The following is a 16,493-nucleotide window of genomic DNA, read 5'->3' on the forward strand; positions in this document are numbered from 1 at the left end:
AGCGAGAGTGGCCTAGTAGCCCCTCCCCTCCGGAAATTCAGCAGCGTCTTGGATGGTAGCCCAGGCCCGCCGGATAGCTTATTTTTTGACCCGGGGGGTGCGGGCCGAGGAGTGGGTGCTCATGATTTGCCACTGCCCGGCGGCGTTTTTGCGCAGCACGGACGTGGCCACCCCGCGGCGCACGATGGGTGCTTTGGCTTCCTTGTCCTGGGGGCCTTTCTTGAGGTTGATGGTGTAGGTATAGGTTTCCGTCGCAAATGCGTAGGGTCCGTCTACCTGCACGGCAGCTTTGTAATCGCTGAAGGTGAACGCGCTGAACTCCTTGAGCTCGGGACCCAGGTGGTGCTCGGCGTAGTGGCGGTAGGTGCCTTCCACGCCGCCCGACTCGAACACCTGAGAGTTGGCCGTGAACAGGCGGGCGGTGCCCGTGGTGTCCAGCTTTTGCACGGCCTGCTGGTACTTGGTCAGCACCGCTTTCACGGCAGCCTCGTCGGCGGCGGAGCTGGCGGCCGGAGCCGTCTGGGCCTGGGCGCTGGCAGCGGTGAGGGAAAGCGTGGCGGTCAGGACCGCGAGGGCAAAGAGGTTTTTCATGGGGAGGGAGGAAGCAGCCACGGCGGAGGGGGACCTATTGGTTGAGGTAAATGGATTTGAGCTGGTAGGTGCCGGTGGTGACCACGCGGTCGTTTTCGTTGACCTGCCCCTGCACGAGCACGGTCTGCTGGCCGTTGACGGCCCCGGGCTGCACGAAGCGAATCTTGAACCGCTCGGGCTCGGTGTGCACGAACACCACGGGCTTGCCATTCAAATCGGTGATGGCCGAGGTCGGCACCACCAGCTGCGGGGTGCCCCCGCCGGTCTGGCCCACGACCTGCACGTTCACGGCCTGGCCGGCGCGGTAGGCGCTGCCTTCCTGCGCGTCCAGCTCCAGCACCAGCTGGCGGGCCTGGTTCACGGGGTTCACCACGTTGCTGAACACTACGAGACTGGCGGGTACGCCGGCTTGACCTTGCAGGCCTTCCACCCGGAACCGGGCCCCGGGCGTGACCTTGGCCAGGTCCTGGGCAAACACCTGGGCTTCGACGCGCAGCTTGCCAGGGTTGATGACGCGAAACAGCTCGTCGCCTTGGTTGACCTGTTGGCCCACGGCGAGGTTGAACACGTCGACGGTGCCGCTCACGGGCGAGGTGATGCTCACGCGGCGCTGGCTGGCCTGCCCGTTCTGGATGCCGGCGTTCTGGCGGGCCTGGCGCAGGCGCAGCTCGGCGGCCACCACGTCCTTGCGGGCGGCGATGTCGGCGATGCTTTGCAGGCGGGCGTAGTCCTGCTGGGCGGCGCGCAGTTCTGCCTGAGCATTGGCCCGCTCGGTGCTGAGGCCGATTTGCTGAGTCGCGTCCAGGGTTTGCTCGATGACGGCCAGCGTCTGCCCGGCGCGCACGGTTTTACCCACCTGCGCGGCGAGGCTCACGATGCGCCCCGTCTGGGGCACCACCACTCGGCCTTCGCCCCCGGCCGCGGCCGATACCGTGCCGTAGAGCGTGGCCCGGCTGTAGGTGGTCGAGTAGGCGGCCAGGCTTGTGCGCACCTCGAACAGGAACTGGCTTTCCTTGGGCAGCAGCACCTCGTCGGTGGACGCCACGCCGGTGCTGGCTTTGGCGGTGCCGCCGTGGTCTTCGCCCCCGTGGGCCTGCACCAGGCCGGGTGGTAGGAGCAGTACCGTGAGTACCAGTCCCGCGGCGGCCGTAGCCGCCAGGAATTTATGCTTGGTTTTCATATCGGGTCGCATTAAGGGAAAGGGGTGCGGCGGCTGGCGGTCAACGCCTGCTCCGAGGTTTGCAGCACTGGTTCCGGGGGCTGACGCCGGCGCCGCATGAGCAGGGCCGTCAGGCCGATGCCGAGCACAAAGGCGCCGACCAGGGCCAGGATGGTTTTCCAGGAAGAGAAAAGCGAAGTGGCGGCGGCGGGGGCGGCGGCCGCTACGGGCAGCTTCTCTCCTACCTTGATGCCTTCGAGCAGCAGCAAGTCGGCCGTCTCGCCGGCCACGATGTTGAGGGCAAAGCTGTAGGCCTTGTTGGCCGGAAACTGGCCTTCCACGAGGTAGATGCCCGGCTCCTGCTCGGTCACCGCCCATTTCAGGTTGGCATCTTCCGGGGTGGTGAGCGTGAGCTTGGCGCCCTTGATGGGAGTATTGGTGGCGTAGTCCGAGAGGAACAGGCGCAAATCGGCGGGCTTGCCCCCTTCCAGGGGCTCGTAGCGCAGCAGCGCCTCGAACTGCTCGGAGAGCGCGACCACCGAAAACGAGGTCGCGCCGGCCGCCGTGCCCGCTTTGGGTCCGTCGCCGTGGTCCTCGCCCCCGTGGGCGTAGGCCGTGCCGCATAGCAGCAGGCCCAGCAGCATAATGAGGAGTTGTTTCATGATGGTTGACGGTTATTCGCCCCGCAGGTAGTTAAGCTCGACCAAAGCCTGGCGGTAGTCGCGGATGGTGGTCAGGTAGGTATTCTGGATGGCAAAGGCCTGGTTCAGGCTCAAAATGAGCTGCAGGTAACTCACTTCCCCGGCCCGGAACAGGCGCTGGGACTGGCTGATGATGGCCCGCGACTGGGGCAGGCCAGTCTGCTCGTAGTAGCCCAGCGAGGCCGAGAATTTGCGCGTATCGGCCACGGCTTGCTGGTATTGAGTGCTGAGCTCCAGGCGCTGGGCCTGCAACTGGTAGCTGGCCGCTTGGGAGCGGGCCGTGGCTGCCTGCAGCTGCGAGCGGTAAGTCCAGAACCAAATGGGCACCGACACCCCAAATTGGAAGCGGTACTTTAGGGCTGAGTTCTCAAACGCCTGGTTCTGATAGCCCACCGTCAGAGCCGGCGTACGCCGGGCCCGCACCAGACTGATGCCCGATTGGCTGAGGGCTACGTTTTGGGTGGCAGCGGCCAAAGTGGGGCTGCGCACCAGGGCGCTGCTGTCTTCGGCGGGCAGGCCCGCGAGGAGCGCCGTGCTCGTTTGGACCAGCTCCGCGCCGGTGCGGCCCAGGTCGGTGCTGGTAGCCAGGGCTTCGCCGGGTCGGCCGAGCAGCAAACCCAAACGGCGTTGGGCGGCCTGGCGGTCGGCGGTGGCTTGCTGCAGCAGCACGGTCACCTGCCGGGCTTCGGCGTCGGTGCTGATGCGCTGCAGCGAGGTGACTTCGCCGGCCGTAAACAGGCGCTCAGTGGCCACCCGCAATACCCGGAACAAGCTGTCTTGGTAGGTGAGCTGCCGCACCTGCGCTTCGGCAAACTGCAGGCTCAGGTAGGCCAAACGCGTGTCGCGCAGCACGCTGGCCCGGCTCACGTCGCGGTTGCGCTCGGCCAGGGTGATACCGGCTTGTGCCACGCGGGACTGCTGGCGGTACACGTTGGGCAGGTCGATGGTTTGCACCACGCCCGGAGCCCACATCTCGCCCGTGGGAGCCGAAAACAGAAAGTCCGGGTTGGCGGGCGCAAACGAGCCGCGCTTGAGGGCGCGCTGCTCCTCGATTTCGCGGTCTGACTGCCGCAGCCGCGGATGCCGGCGCAGGGCCTGGGCCTCGGCACTATCCAGGCCGATAACGGTTTGCGCGCGCACCACGGCCGGGCTCAGTGCGAGGAGCACCAGGGTCAGCATCAATCGGTTCACCACGCGTTTCATTTTCAAATACTTCATATAATCAGGTTGAAGCCAGTCATAGGGCCGCCCACCGTTGCAGCAGCAGACGGCCCAAGACGGAGAAGGCCCGGACGCACTGCGTCCGAAAAACAGGCTCCGCCTAGGCTTTTTTGACCAGGGCCATGCCGCACTTGGGGCAGCTACCGGGCTTGTCGCTGGCACTGCCTTCGCAGTTCATGGGGCAGGTGTAGGCGGCCGACACGGTCTTGCTGGCCTTGGCGGCCGTGTCCAGCTTGTCGAAGCGCACGTTCAGGGCCTCGCTGCCGTTTTTCAGGCTCACGATGGCGGTGCGGGCTTTGGCGCCGGCGGGCAGCTTGGCCACCACGTAGTCGGTGCCGCCAGCCGTCAGCGGCACGGTGGCCGTCTTGTTGTCGGTGGTCTGTACCATCACCGAACCCGTCAATGTCTTATTGGACACGGCGGCCATCTTGTCGCCCAACAGGTAGATGCGCAGCTCAGTGGGCTGCTGCACCAGCTCCATGTGGTAGGGCTTGGCCGAACGCACCATGCCGCCGTGCGGAGCACTGTGGGCGTGGGTTTCGCCGGGAGCAATGTGCTTATCCGCTGCACCGGCGCCGTGGGCGTGCTGAGCCTGCGAGGCCAGGGGTGCGAGGGCGAAAAGAGCGGCGGCAACGAATGAAATCTTTACAATCTTCATGGGAAACGGGTAATTGATATGGTGGGGATGGGTGAGAATAGGCACAAGTCGCGCCCGCCAACCGGCGGTGCGACCTGCCTCCCGGGCATTACATCTTGTCGGTGTTCTGGTCGTGCCAGGCCTTGAAATCGGCGATTTCCTTCTCCTGGGCGGTAATCATCATCTGCGCCATCTCCTTGAGCTTGGTGTCCTTGCCGTGGGCCAGTTCGGCTTTGGCCATGTCCACGGCGCTCTGGTGATGCACCGTCATCATCATGTTGAAGTTCATGTCTGGGTTGGCCACCATGGGGGGCATGTTCTTCATCATGCCATCCATCGAGGCCTTCATCTTGCTGGTGAAGGGGTCGGCCGGGTCGTTGGGTTTGTAGTTGGTCGGGGCGCTGTCCAAGCGGGTGGCCACGGCTTCGAGCTCGGTGATTTCTTTAAGTTGGTCGGCTTTGATTTTCTCGGCCATCTGGCGCATGGTGGCGTCCTTGCCGTCGCGCAACTGAATGTCGGCCATGGCCACGGCGCCCTTGTGGTGCTCCAGCATGTGGTGAGCGAAGTCGTGGTCAGTATTGCCTTTGGGCTTGCTGGCCTCCATCTTCTGCATCATCTCATTCATCGAGGCCATCAGCGGGGAGTCACCGCCCGCGGCGCTGCCCGTAGCCCCGGCCGAGTGGTCCATGCCGGCCATGTCACCGGAGGCGGCGCCTTCCGTAGTGGGCGTTTCAGTGGTCATGGCCGTCGAATCGGCGGTCTTGTCACTGCTGCAGCTGGCCACCAGCAGGGAGCCCGAGCAGAGGGCGGCGAGGAAAAAAGCGGACTTTTTCATGGGTTTGGTTGGGTTAGTGGAAAAATGAAATGGGGAAGCAGGGATGGGGCTAAGCCTGCACGCTAGGCTTTCACGTTGATGGTGAAGTCGCCGGTGTGAATCTTGCCCGCGTGGTTGAACTGCAGGAAGACGCGGTAGAGGCCGGGCTTTTCGAAGTTGGTGTTAAAGCCGATGTTGGGTCCCTTGTCGGCCTGGTCGTTGGGGTGCACGTGCAGGTATTGCTCGGTGTCCTCGCTGATGACCACCACGTGGCCCAGCGCGCCGAGATAATTAGCGAGGTCCGTCACCGGCTGCCCGCCCTGGGTAATGTTGATTTTCATGCCCAGCAGTTGGCCCACTTTCAGGTCTTTGTCAAATGAGAGGGTGGCCTGGTAGCCGTCCTTTTCCCACTGCATGTCGTCGTTCTTGAACTTGACCGGGGCATACGCCGCGCCCTTCACTGTGAGGGGCTGGCGGCCCAGTTGGTGGCCCGAGCCGGTGGGTGTGTAATCCTGGAACAGCACGTAGTCGCCACCCTTGGGGAAGGTGTACTGGACTTTGTAGTCGCCGGCCGCCGTGTACTCGGGGTGTTCGTGGTAGAACTGGCCCAGGTCCTTGGAAACGATAATGAGGTGAATCTTCTTCTCGTGCACCACAGCCAGGGGCACCGGGGCCGACTCATTGCCCGTTTCGCGGGGCGTGAAAGCCAGGGTGGTGGGCTGCCCGGCGGTTACTTCCGTCGGCGTAGGCACGAGCTTCATCTCGTAGGTTTTGCCGTTGGCCACCTTGTCGTTGTGCTCCAGGTTCATGCCGCACTTGGGGCACTTGTCGCCTTCCTTGGTGCTGGTGACTTCGGGGTGCATGGGGCAGGCGTAGGTGTGGCCGCCGCCGTGCTCGGCGGTGCCCTCGGCCGGGCCGTTGGTGGGCGTAGTGACGGTGTCAGTGGTTTTGCTGGACTCCGTTTCGGACGAGCAGCTGGTGACGGTGAGGATGCCGGCCAAGGCCAGCAGGGAAAGCGGTATGCGGTGCATAAAAAGAGAATGGGGTTGAACAGAATGGGGGGCTACACCGAGTAGCCCAGGGTGCTGTTGCCGGGCGGCTAGGCATGCCACTGCTGCCAGAGCACGAAGCCCAGCACGGTGGCCACTACGGCGTAGAGCAGGTAAGAAAGCAGACGACGAACCGGGCCTTTGGGGGCGGGTGCGCCCGCTTCTTCGCAACAACTCTTCATTGTTGGGCGGGATAAAACCAGGAAGATGAGGGAGGGGGCGCAGCCAGGCGCCGGGCGGACACGCCAACGCAAAGGCTCGCCCCAGACATAGCAGCGCTATGCCAGGGCGAGCCTTGGGCACGTCAAATCAATCAGACCGTCAGGGACTGAATAAAGATTCGGATGTCGGGTATTTTGGGGGGCAGGTGCTCGCCGGGCACCAGAACGACCGCATGGGTACGGTCCCACTGTCCGGCCGCGGGCCGGAAAAAGAAGTCGCTACTGGCCGGCAGCAGCGCCGGCGCGGACGCGAGCAGCTGCTTTTCGCCGGGCGTGGCGAGCGACTTAAGAATAGCGGCCGAGTTGTCTTTGCAGCAGTCATCCTGGCCCGCGGGCTTGGAACTGTGCTTGGCATGGTCATGCTTGCCCTTCGTGGACTGCTGCTGGGCCGGGCCTTTGCCGTGACCGTGGCAGCCGGGATGCGAAGGCTTCTGCGGCGGGGTGACCTTGGCCATCGGCGCCGCAACCACCGGGTTGATGGTCGCGCAGTAGCACTGGCCCACGAACACGTTGACGAAGACGAGCAGGAAGCTCGTCGCCAGCAAACGGCGGAAAGGGAACAGGCTACGGAACATGAGAGGCGCTAAGCAACCGCAAAAGTAGACTTCTCTACGAAAAGGCGGTACCGCCTATTTACCCCATTTTTAAATAAAGAGTTTCCGGGCCGTTCCCGCGGCAGGCCGCTGAGCCTCCAAAAAAGGACCGCAAAGAGCCACCAGGCACTTTTAAGCGGCGGTTAGCCGAAATGCTCCCAATTGATGACCGCAAAATTATGCAAGCCTTCGGCCGGATTATGTAAATCCATTGCCGGCCCTCTACGTGCAAATTATGCAAGTTTCAGGTGGGATTCCGTACCAACCCCGCCGCAGGTGCGCCGTTCCTTTGTAAGGAGCTTTCTAGCCCGGGGAACATTGTGTTTTCCGGCCCAATGCAGCACTACAGCTGCTTATTTCTATGGAACCAACAACCAAGACCGAAACCCTCGACATTGAAGGCATGACCTGCGCGTCGTGCGCCTCCTTCGTCGAAAAGTCCCTGACCCGCACGCCCGGCGTGCAGCGGGCCATGGTCAATTTCGCCACCGAAAAAGCCACCATTGACTATCTGCCGACGCAGGCCACCCCGGCCACCTTAAAAGAGGCCGTAATCAAGGCGGGCTACGGCGTGACCGAGCGGACCCCCGATACGTCAGCCGCGGACCGACAGGCCGAAATCGACCAGCAGAAAGCCCTGGCTTATACTAAGCTCAAGCGCCGCTTTTGGGTAGCCACGGTGCTGGCCATTGTCATCATGCCCCTGAGCATGCTAATGCTCTGGCCCGCGATGATGGCACGCGTGAACATGCAGTGGCTGAATTATGGCCTGCTGGTGCTCACGCTGCCGGTGCTGCTGTATAGCGGACGCGAGTTCTATACTTCGGCCTGGAACGGCTTCAAGCACCGGGCCGCCAACATGGATACGCTGATTGCCGTGGGCACCGGCGCGGCTTTCCTCTACAGCCTCGCGGCCACGGTGGTGCCGGGCTGGTTTATGCGTCAGGGCATCATGCCCGAAGTGTATTACGACACCACGGCCACCATCATAGCCCTGATTCTGCTGGGCAAGGTGCTGGAGCTGCGGGCCAAAACGCAAACATCTGCGGCCATCAAGGCCCTGATGGGTTTGCAGGCGAAGACGGCCCGGGTGGTGCGCCCCGACGGCCAGGAAGTCGATGTGCCCATTGAGCAGGTGCAGCTTAACGACCTCATCGTGGTGCGTCCCGGCGAGAAAGTGGCTACTGATGGAGTCATTGAGGAAGGCCACTCGGCGGTGGACGAGGCCATGCTCACGGGCGAAAGCCTGCCGGTGGAAAAGAAAACCGGTGACCCGGTGTTCGGAGCCACGCTGAATAAGACCGGTTCCTTCCGCTTCCGGGTGACCAAGGTGGGCGTCGACACCATGCTCTCGCAGATTGTCAAGCTGGTAGAAGACGCCCAGGGTAGCCGCGCCCCGATTCAGCGGCTGGCCGACAAAGTCAGCGCCATTTTTGTGCCCACGGTGGTGGTCATTGCCATTCTCACCTTTGTGCTATGGTTTGACTTGGCGCCCGTGGAAGCGCGTCTGCCCTTGGCCCTGGTCAACTTCGTGGCGGTGCTCATCATTGCCTGCCCGTGTGCGCTGGGGCTGGCTACGCCCACCGCCATCATGGTCAGCACCGGCAAGGGCGCCGAGCACGGCGTGTTGATTCGCAACGCCGAGGCGCTGGAGAAAGCCCACCAGGTCAACACCGTGCTGCTGGACAAAACCGGCACCATTACCCGCGGGGAGCCCGCCGTGACGGACTTTGTGCCGGCCGAGGGCCAGGATGCTGCCCAGCTGCTGCAGGTCGTAGCGGCCGTGGAGCGTCAATCGGAGCACCCGCTGGCCGAGGCCGTGGTGCGCTACGCTGACGCGCAGGCAGCCACTGCCATTGCCGCCACGGGGTTCCAAGCCATCGAAGGCAAAGGGGCGCAGGCGTCCGTGAACGGGCAGGCAGTGCTCATCGGTAACTTCCGCCTGCTCGATGAGGCCGGTATTTCGCTTTCACCCCTGGTGCGCCGGCAGGCTGACGAGCTGCTTGGCCAAGCCAAGACCGTTCTCTACATTGCCGTGGGCGGAAAGGCAGCGGGTGTTATCGGGGTAGCTGATACAGTCCGCGAAACGTCGGCGGTGGCCATCAAACGGCTGCAAAGCATGGGCCTGGAAGTGGTGATGATGACCGGCGACAACCCCCAGACCGCGGCGCAGGTAGCCGGCCAGGTCGGCATCAAGCGCTACTTCGCCGAGGTGCTGCCCGCCGACAAAGCCGGTAAGGTGAAGGAGCTGCAGGCTGAGGGCCGCATCGTGGCCATGGTGGGCGACGGCATCAACGACGCGCCCGCCCTCGCGCAGGCCGACATTGGCTTGGCCATGGGTGGCGGCACCGACGTGGCCATGGAAGCGGCGGGCATCACACTCATGCGCTCGGATTTGCAGGGGGTGGTCACGGCCATTGAGCTCTCGCGCCAGACCATCCGCACCATCAAGCAGAACCTGTTTTTTGCCTTCATCTACAATACGCTGGGCATTCCTATTGCGGCGGGCCTTCTGTATCCCTTCTTCGGCATTTTGCTTTCGCCCATGCTGGCGGCCGGTGCCATGGCCCTGAGCTCGGTATCGGTGCTCACCAACTCGCTGCGCCTGCGCAGCTTCTCCCCCGCTAAAAACTAAGTTATGGACAGCTCCGAAATCATTGTGACGCTGACGGGCCTGGCCCTGTCGGCCTTCGTTATCTGGTACTTCTTCTTTTCCACCCGCCAGACGGCCAGCGCCGTTTCCACCTCCAGCGGGGTGCAGGAAGTGGACATTACTGTCAAAGGCGGCTACTCGCCCGACGTGATTGAAGTCGAGCGCGGCAAGCCCGTGCAGCTGAGCTTCTACCGCGACGAGGAAAACAGCTGCTCGGAGGAGCTGCTGATGCCCGACTTCAGCATCCGCCGCGACCTGCCCGCCTTTAAAACCACCCTGGTGGAGCTGCTGCCCCAGCAGGCCGGTACCTTTACGTTCACCTGCGGTATGGGCATGCTGCGCGGTAGCTTAGTCGTCAAATAGATGCCGCTCATGAACTCCCAACTCCGCTCCGGCTTCACGCTGCCCGCCCCCGGTACCCACCGGCTGCTGATTAAGAATATGGTGTGCCCCCAGTGCATCCGGGTGGTGACGGAAGACCTGACCGCCCTGGGCCTGCAGGTGCACCGTGTGGTGCTGGGCGAGGCCGACGTGACCACGGCCGACGGCCAGGAGCCCGACCTGGAACCCGTGCGTGCTAGCCTGCTGGCGGCGGGCTTTGCCCTGCTCGAAGACCCGCGGGCCCAACTGGTGGAGCAGATTAAGACCCTGCTCGTGACGCTCATTCACTACCCCGAGCCGGGCCCGCGCCTGCTGACCTATTCGGATTATCTGGTCCAGCACCTGGGGCGCGACTATCATTATTTGTCGCACCTGTTTTCGTCGGAGGAAGGCCTGACCATCGAGAAGTTCATCATCCGCCAGAAGGTGGAGCGGGCCAAGGAGCTCATCGGCTACGGCGAGCTGAGCATTGCTCAGGTGGCCGGGCAGCTGGGCTACAGCTCCCCGGCCCATCTCTCGCGGCAGTTCGGGCAGGTGACGGGCCTGACGCCCTCTGAGTTTCAGCGGCTCGGACCCGCCAGCCACGCCCGGCGCAGCCTGGATTCGCTGCTGTAGCCTTCGAAATTATGCAAGGAAAAAGGCCAACGGTGTAAAAACCGGGCGGGTAGGCTGGGCGTTTATAATGCTCACCATCAGACCCCACCGACCGTGAGCATGAACCGCTTATTCCGTTTGCCTATTCTATCCCTGCTTGTGCTTGTTTCCCTGTTTTCGGCCTGCAAAGACCACGACATGGACGACATGAAGCACGACAGTCCGTTGATGAAAATCATGATGGACATGATGACCCAGATGGACGCGCAGGCCAAAACCCAGGACCCCGACCACGACTTCGCCGCCCAGATGGTGCTGCACCACGACGCGGCCATCAAGATGAGCGAGGAAGAACTCCGGGCGGGCAGCAACCAGGAGATGAAAACCATCGCCCAGGACGTGATTACCAAGCAACGCGCCGAAATCACGCAGTTCAACACTTTCCTGAGTGGGCACCAGCCCATGCAGCCGCTGGTGCCGCAGTTCAACCAAATTCAGAAAACCAACATGGACCGGATGATGGCCGCCAGCAACGCCCGCGCCATGACCATGCGCACCGATTTGGACTACGCCCAGATGATGGTGGACCACCACCAGGCGGCCATCGACAACTCCGAGGCGCTGCTCCAGCACGGCCGCAACGCCACGATGCGTCAGCTGGCGCAGGCCATCATCACCGACCAGCGCCAGGAGATTGCCACGCTGCAAAACTGGATTTCGCGCAACCGGTAATCATTGGCTTTACCCTATCCAAAAAGGCAGCTCCTGCAGGGCTGCCTTTTTTGCTTTTAGAGAGCGGTGGGTAGCCCGGTTTGCCACTCACTGGCTTATTTCACGGAAAGGTACCTAATGCGCACCCTGACTGTTTTACGCCTTATCCTATCCGTGGTCGTTGGCCTGGGGCTAGCCGGTTGCCGGTCCTCCGCCGTTGTCCCGTCGTTCCCAGCTACTGCCGGGTACCGTCACCCGCGACTGGCACCGCGCGTTGATACGGCGACGGTCGTTCCCGCCCAGGAGCGCCCTGCCACCCTGCCGCAGCGGGTAAAGACAGCGGTTCCGCCCCGGGGCGCGGGCGCGCCGGACTATGTGTCCAAGCAGAAAAGGAGCCCGGCGGACCGGCCGGATAGCAGCTTTGCCAAAGTAACGCCCGGGGGTACTGCGCGCGGCGCCACCCCGCCGGTGGCCCCGGGCGGGCGCCGACAGTATGCCACCGCCAAGTTATCCAGTGCCCAAACGCTGGTGCACTATGGCCTGCACTTTGTTTTTCCGGTCGTGCTGGCGCTGGTGTTTTTTCCCTTGGTGTGGCAAACCGCTTACCTGGTGATGCTGGCCACCATGGCCATTGACCTGGACCACCTGCTGGCCAAACCCATTTTCGACCCGCTGCGCTGCAGTATCGGCTATCATCCGCTGCACTCCTTTTACGCCATCCCAGTGTATGCTCTGCTGCTTTTGCTGCCAGCGACACAGATTGTCGCCGTGGGCCTGCTTTTCCACCTGTTCACCGATACGGTGGACTGCTTGTGGAACTTCAGCCACTGCCACGAGTGCTACCTCAACTCCCGGATTTATGCCTTGCGCAACCGGGTGCGGAAGCTACTGGGCCGTGAAGTAATCGAGTAAATAGGATATAAAAGTTTGGCGGGTGGCGCGCTTTTACGTTTTCTGGTGGGAGCGGTAAGTGGGAGCCCGGAAATTATGCAAGTCATGGTTAAGCGTTTCTTATTTGTAATCATTCCAAATAAGCCGACCTTTGTGGCATCTTCCCAAGCAAAGGTTACCTGATGACTCATTTTTTGCGCTGTTTTCCTGCCGTTTTTCTCGGCGGTTTCACTCTTTCTACCCTCTTTTCGCTCCCCACGGCCCAGGCCCAGCAGGTGCCAGCTCCGGACACCACCCGCCGCCAGACCCTGAGCGAAGTCACCGTGACGGGTGCCGCTACGCACTTTGCGGCGCCCGTGGACGGCACCACGATTACGGCCGGGCGCCGCAACGAACTCATCAAGCCCCGTGAGGTCAACGCTAACCTGGTGCAGAACAACATGCGCCAGGTGATGGCCCGCGTGCCCGGCCTGATGGTGTGGGAAAACGATGGCTCCGGCCAGCAGATTAACGTGGCCACCCGGGGCCTGAGCCCCAACCGCAGCTGGGAGTTCAACACGCGTCAGAACGGCTACGACATGAGCGCCGACGCGTTTGGCTACCCCGAAGCCTACTACAACCCGCCCATGGAAGCCGTGGAGCGCATCCAGCTGCTGCGTGGCGGGGCGGGCCTGCAGTTCGGGCCCCAGTTCGGCGGCCTGCTCAACTACGAGCTCAAGCGCGGGTCCCGCGACAAGAAAGTCGAGATTGAAACCAGCAACACGGCCGGCTCCAACGGTCTGTTCAACTCCTACAACGCCGTGGGCGGCACGGTGGGCAAGGTGAACTACTACGCCTACTACCGCCACCGCCAGGGCAACGGCTGGCGGCCCTTCAACCAGTTCAGTGTGGACGACCTGCACGGCAACGTGCACGTGGCCCTCACCGAGCGCCTGACCCTGAACGCCGAGCTAACCTACCTGACCAACCAGCTGCAGCAGCCCGGTGGCCTCACCGACGCCCAGTTTGCGCAGAACAGCCGCCAGAGCACCCGGGAGCGCAACTGGCTCAGCACGCCTTGGCTGATTCCAGCCCTGACGCTGGACTACAAGGCCAGCGAGCGGACCCGCATTAACCTGAAAACCTTTGGCTTAATAGCGTCGCGCAACAGCGTGGGCTTCGTGGCCGCCCTGCCCGCCCTAGACACCGTGAACCGCCGCACCCGGCAGTTTGCTCCCCGCCAAGTGGACCGCGACGACTACCGCAACCTGGGCGCCGAGCTGCGCCTGACCCAGGACGTGGACTTTTTGGGCCGCACCCACACGCTGGCCACCGGCCTGCGAGCCTACCGCGCCACCACCGAGCGCCGGCAGCGCGGCACGGGCACCACGGCCTCGGACTACGACCTGAGCTTGACCGGCAGTGGGCTGTTCACGAACGAGTTTGAGTTTACCACCACCAACGCCGCCGCCTTCGCCGAGCTGCTGTTGCACGTGAGCCCCCGGCTGAGCTTCACGCCCGGCGTGCGCTACGACTACCTGCGCAACTCCGGCACCGGCTACTTGGGTCGGGCGGCTAATGGCACCGAAAACCGCGTGCCCGACCAGAAAAGTCAGCGCAACGTGCTGCTTTACGGACTGGGCAGCGAATTTCAAGTGTCGCCCACCACTAACCTGTACGCCAACTACTCGCGGGCTTTCCGGCCCGTGCTGTTCGGCGACCTGATACCCCCGGCCACGGCCGACGTCATCGACCCCAACCTGAAGGACGCCCGCGGCTACACCGCTGAGATTGGCTACCGCGGCAACTACAAGAATTGGCTGCGCTTCGACGTGGGCTACTTCTTCCTCAACTACGAGGACCGTATCGGCACCATCCGCCGGCCCGTGCCCGGCGGCACCGCCGGCCAGACCCAGCAGTTTCGCACCAATCTGGGCCGCACCCAAACCCACGGCCTGGAGGCCTACGCCGAGCTGGACTTGATTCACTCGATTACCGGCAACTTCAACCTGCCCCACCTCGACCTGTTTGCCGCCCTGAGTTTGCTTGATGCCCGCTACGGCAGCCTGCCTGTAACCACGCTCACCGGCACGGGCACCAATACGCAGATTGTGGAAAGCAACCTGGAGGGCAAATACGTGGAAAACGCTCCGCGGCAGACCCTGCGCACGGGCCTCACTTTCGCTCACAAAAGCTTGTCGGTGACGGGGCAGTTCAGCCAAGTGGGCAAGGTATACGCCGACGCTAACAACACCGAGGAGCCCACGGCCAACGCCCAGACCGGCGCTATTCCGGCCTACCAGGTGGCCGACTTCTCCGCTACCTGGAAGCTGGGCCGCGAGGGCCGCTACCGCCTCAGCGGCGGCGTAAACAACGTGTTCGACGCCCGCTACTTCACCCGCCGGGCCGGTGGCTACCCCGGTCCGGGCATCCTGCCCGCCGACGGCCGCACGTGGTTTGCCGGGCTGGGCCTCACGCTGTAACGGCGGCGTTTAACTCGGAAATTATGCAAGCCTGGGCGGGATTGTCGCAAATCCACGCCTGGGCTTTGCCGTTTTTAAGGGTAGCTTTTTTATTAACGACCGCTACCCATGAACAAGATATTTCGAATGCCCCTGCTCGCGTTGAGCCTGCTTGGGGCTACCCTTTCCGTTACCAGCTGCGACAAGGACGACGACAACGGCTTGGAGCTCATCGGCCACGACGAGAGCGTGTACATGCGCAACATGCACGAGGGCATGGCCATGATGGAGTCCATGCCCAAAACGCAGGACCCGGACAACGACTACTCCACCATGATGATTATGCACCACCAGATAGCCATCAAAAACAGCCAGGAGGAGATTAAAAGCGGCAAAAGTGCCGAGATGAAGGCCATGGCCCAGACGATTATCGACAAGCAGCAGGCCGAAATCGCTCAGTTCAACGCCTTTCTGGCGGGCCACCCGGCGCACGCCCCGGCCGTCCCCGAGTTCAACGCCCTGCAGATGATGAACATGATGCAGATGATGAAGGCCGTGGATTTGCGCCCCCTCACCGGCGACCCGGACTTCGACTTTGCCCAGCTGATGATTGACCACCACCAGGCCGCCATTGAGAATTCGGACGCCCTGCTCAAGTTCGGCCGCGACAACGCCACCAAGGTGCTGGCCCAGCAAATCATTACCGACCAGAAGATGGAAATCAAGATGCTGCAGGACTTTCTGCTGGCCAACAAGAAATACTAGGACTTTCCTCACTCGTATCCCTAAGCAGCGAACCCTCGGGTTCGCTGCTTTTTTACTTTGATTCATGCCCCTTATGGAAATGCACAATACTCCCTGGGCACCGAACTGGGCTCTCTGGGTCTGGTTTGGCCTGACGCTGCTCTCGGTGCTCTACGTGGCCTGGGACCTGTTCACCCGCACGCCCGAAATGAAGGTCATGAAGTGGGGCTGGGTTCTGGTCACGCTCTACACCGGCCCGGTCGGCCTGCTTATCTACTGGTTTTCATGCCGCGAGCCTTCGCCAGGCACCCACGAGGCCTTTATAGCGCCGCTCTGGAAGCAGGCCGTGGGCTCCACAATTCACTGCGCAGCGGGCGACGCGACGGGCATCATCGTGGCCGCGGCCCTCACCGGCTACTTTGGGCTGAGCATGGGCGTGGACATCTGGATAGAGTACGCCGCCGGCTTTGTCTTCGGCCTGTTCATCTTCCAGGCCCTGTTCATGAAAGACATGATGGGCCTGAGCTATGGGGAGGCCCTGCGTCAGTCCTTTCTGCCGGAGTGGATGTCGATGAACGCCATGATGGCCGGCATGCTGCCCACCATGGTGATTCTGATGACCCGCGACATGCGGGCTATGGAAGCCACTTCGCCCTGGTTCTGGGCGGCCATGTCGGCCGCAACGCTGGTGGGCGTGGTGGTCTCTTACCCCGTCAACTACTGGCTGGTTAAAAACCAGCTCAAGCACGGCATGGGCACCGAGCGCGCATTGGGCAAAGGCGGGGCAGCACAGGAAGAAGTCAGTGCTTTGGCGCATGCCGGCCATTCCATGGGCGGTATGTCGCACTCCGTGGCCCCCGCGACGGCGCACGGCGGGCACGCCATGGCCGCGATGCCTATGAGCACGGAAGGCGGAGCCCAGGTGTCGGGCGTGCGCAAAGCGGCGGTCACCTTGATAACGCTGGTGATGCTGGCGGTCGGCTATTGGTTGGCGGCTCGCTACGGCGACTTATCCATGCGGCCGGGCGAGCCGATGGAAGCCATGCCCGGCATGGATATGCCGGGCCACCAAATGTAAAAAGCCAGCGCAGC

General features: G+C 62.8%; 17 protein-coding genes. 8 read left to right on the forward strand and 9 right to left on the reverse strand.

The genetic code is table 11. The features are described from left to right. Window positions 1-78 precede the first annotated feature (78 nt). The 9 genes from ROI90_RS17725 to ROI90_RS17765 form a co-directional block, all read right to left on the reverse strand. The gene (locus ROI90_RS17725) at window positions 79-591 is read right to left on the reverse strand and encodes a YybH family protein (protein WP_243520488.1); all 513 of its coding nucleotides are present in this window, start codon (window positions 589-591) and stop codon (window positions 79-81) included. Window positions 592-625: 34 nt separating this feature from the next. After that, window positions 626-1,771, reverse strand: coding sequence for an efflux RND transporter periplasmic adaptor subunit (locus ROI90_RS17730; protein WP_243520490.1), 1,146 nt, complete (start codon window positions 1,769-1,771; stop codon window positions 626-628). Between the two features lie 11 nt (window positions 1,772-1,782). Then, on the reverse strand, window positions 1,783-2,412 hold the full coding sequence (locus ROI90_RS17735; protein WP_315999687.1) for a hypothetical protein: 630 nt from the start codon (window positions 2,410-2,412) through the stop codon (window positions 1,783-1,785). A 12-nt stretch (window positions 2,413-2,424) separates the two neighbouring features. Continuing rightward, window positions 2,425-3,669, reverse strand: coding sequence for a TolC family protein (locus ROI90_RS17740; RefSeq protein WP_243520494.1), 1,245 nt, complete (start codon window positions 3,667-3,669; stop codon window positions 2,425-2,427). A 103-nt stretch (window positions 3,670-3,772) separates the two neighbouring features. After that, a complete protein-coding gene (locus tag ROI90_RS17745) occupies window positions 3,773-4,330 on the reverse strand; it encodes a heavy metal-binding domain-containing protein (protein WP_243520497.1) in 558 nt (185 codons plus the stop codon). An 88-nt stretch (window positions 4,331-4,418) separates the two neighbouring features. Continuing rightward, window positions 4,419-5,144, reverse strand: coding sequence for a DUF305 domain-containing protein (locus ROI90_RS17750; RefSeq protein WP_243520499.1), 726 nt, complete (start codon window positions 5,142-5,144; stop codon window positions 4,419-4,421). Window positions 5,145-5,206: 62 nt separating this feature from the next. Next, on the reverse strand, window positions 5,207-6,154 hold the full coding sequence (locus ROI90_RS17755) for a heavy metal-binding domain-containing protein (RefSeq protein ID WP_243520501.1): 948 nt from the start codon (window positions 6,152-6,154) through the stop codon (window positions 5,207-5,209). A 68-nt stretch (window positions 6,155-6,222) separates the two neighbouring features. Continuing rightward, the gene (locus tag ROI90_RS17760; RefSeq protein ID WP_262922685.1) at window positions 6,223-6,354 is read right to left on the reverse strand and encodes a hypothetical protein; all 132 of its coding nucleotides are present in this window, start codon (window positions 6,352-6,354) and stop codon (window positions 6,223-6,225) included. A 131-nt stretch (window positions 6,355-6,485) separates the two neighbouring features. After that, on the reverse strand, window positions 6,486-6,968 hold the full coding sequence (locus tag ROI90_RS17765; protein ID WP_243520503.1) for a hypothetical protein: 483 nt from the start codon (window positions 6,966-6,968) through the stop codon (window positions 6,486-6,488). A gap of 379 nt (window positions 6,969-7,347) precedes the next feature. On the opposite strand from ROI90_RS17765, the gene ROI90_RS17770 reads away from it, so the two are divergent. The 8 genes from ROI90_RS17770 (at window position 7,348) to ROI90_RS17805 (ending at window position 16,479) form a co-directional block, all read left to right on the forward strand. Next, window positions 7,348-9,621 (forward strand): heavy metal translocating P-type ATPase, encoded by a 2,274-nt coding sequence (locus ROI90_RS17770; RefSeq protein ID WP_243520505.1) that lies wholly within the window; start codon window positions 7,348-7,350, stop codon window positions 9,619-9,621. A gap of 3 nt (window positions 9,622-9,624) precedes the next feature. After that, window positions 9,625-10,002, forward strand: a complete 378-nt coding sequence (locus ROI90_RS17775) for a cupredoxin domain-containing protein (RefSeq protein ID WP_243520507.1) — start codon at window positions 9,625-9,627, stop codon at window positions 10,000-10,002. Window positions 10,003-10,011: 9 nt separating this feature from the next. Then, window positions 10,012-10,635 (forward strand): helix-turn-helix domain-containing protein, encoded by a 624-nt coding sequence (locus ROI90_RS17780; RefSeq protein WP_243520509.1) that lies wholly within the window; start codon window positions 10,012-10,014, stop codon window positions 10,633-10,635. A gap of 138 nt (window positions 10,636-10,773) precedes the next feature. Continuing rightward, window positions 10,774-11,346, forward strand: a complete 573-nt coding sequence (locus tag ROI90_RS17785; RefSeq protein ID WP_243520511.1) for a DUF305 domain-containing protein — start codon at window positions 10,774-10,776, stop codon at window positions 11,344-11,346. A 354-nt stretch (window positions 11,347-11,700) separates the two neighbouring features. After that, the gene (locus tag ROI90_RS17790) at window positions 11,701-12,237 is read left to right on the forward strand and encodes a DUF6122 family protein (protein WP_315999688.1); all 537 of its coding nucleotides are present in this window, start codon (window positions 11,701-11,703) and stop codon (window positions 12,235-12,237) included. A gap of 173 nt (window positions 12,238-12,410) precedes the next feature. Further along, entirely contained in the window at window positions 12,411-14,678 is a 2,268-nt protein-coding gene (locus ROI90_RS17795; RefSeq protein ID WP_243520513.1) for a TonB-dependent receptor family protein, read from the forward strand. Between the two features lie 108 nt (window positions 14,679-14,786). Then, a complete protein-coding gene (locus ROI90_RS17800) occupies window positions 14,787-15,422 on the forward strand; it encodes a DUF305 domain-containing protein (protein ID WP_243520515.1) in 636 nt (211 codons plus the stop codon). Between the two features lie 64 nt (window positions 15,423-15,486). Continuing rightward, window positions 15,487-16,479 (forward strand): DUF4396 domain-containing protein, encoded by a 993-nt coding sequence (locus ROI90_RS17805; protein WP_315999689.1) that lies wholly within the window; start codon window positions 15,487-15,489, stop codon window positions 16,477-16,479. Window positions 16,480-16,493: the final 14 nt, after the last annotated feature.

It is taken from the genome of Hymenobacter endophyticus, from assembly GCF_032464715.1.
Taxonomy (GTDB): Bacteria; Bacteroidota; Bacteroidia; order Cytophagales; family Hymenobacteraceae; genus Hymenobacter; species Hymenobacter endophyticus.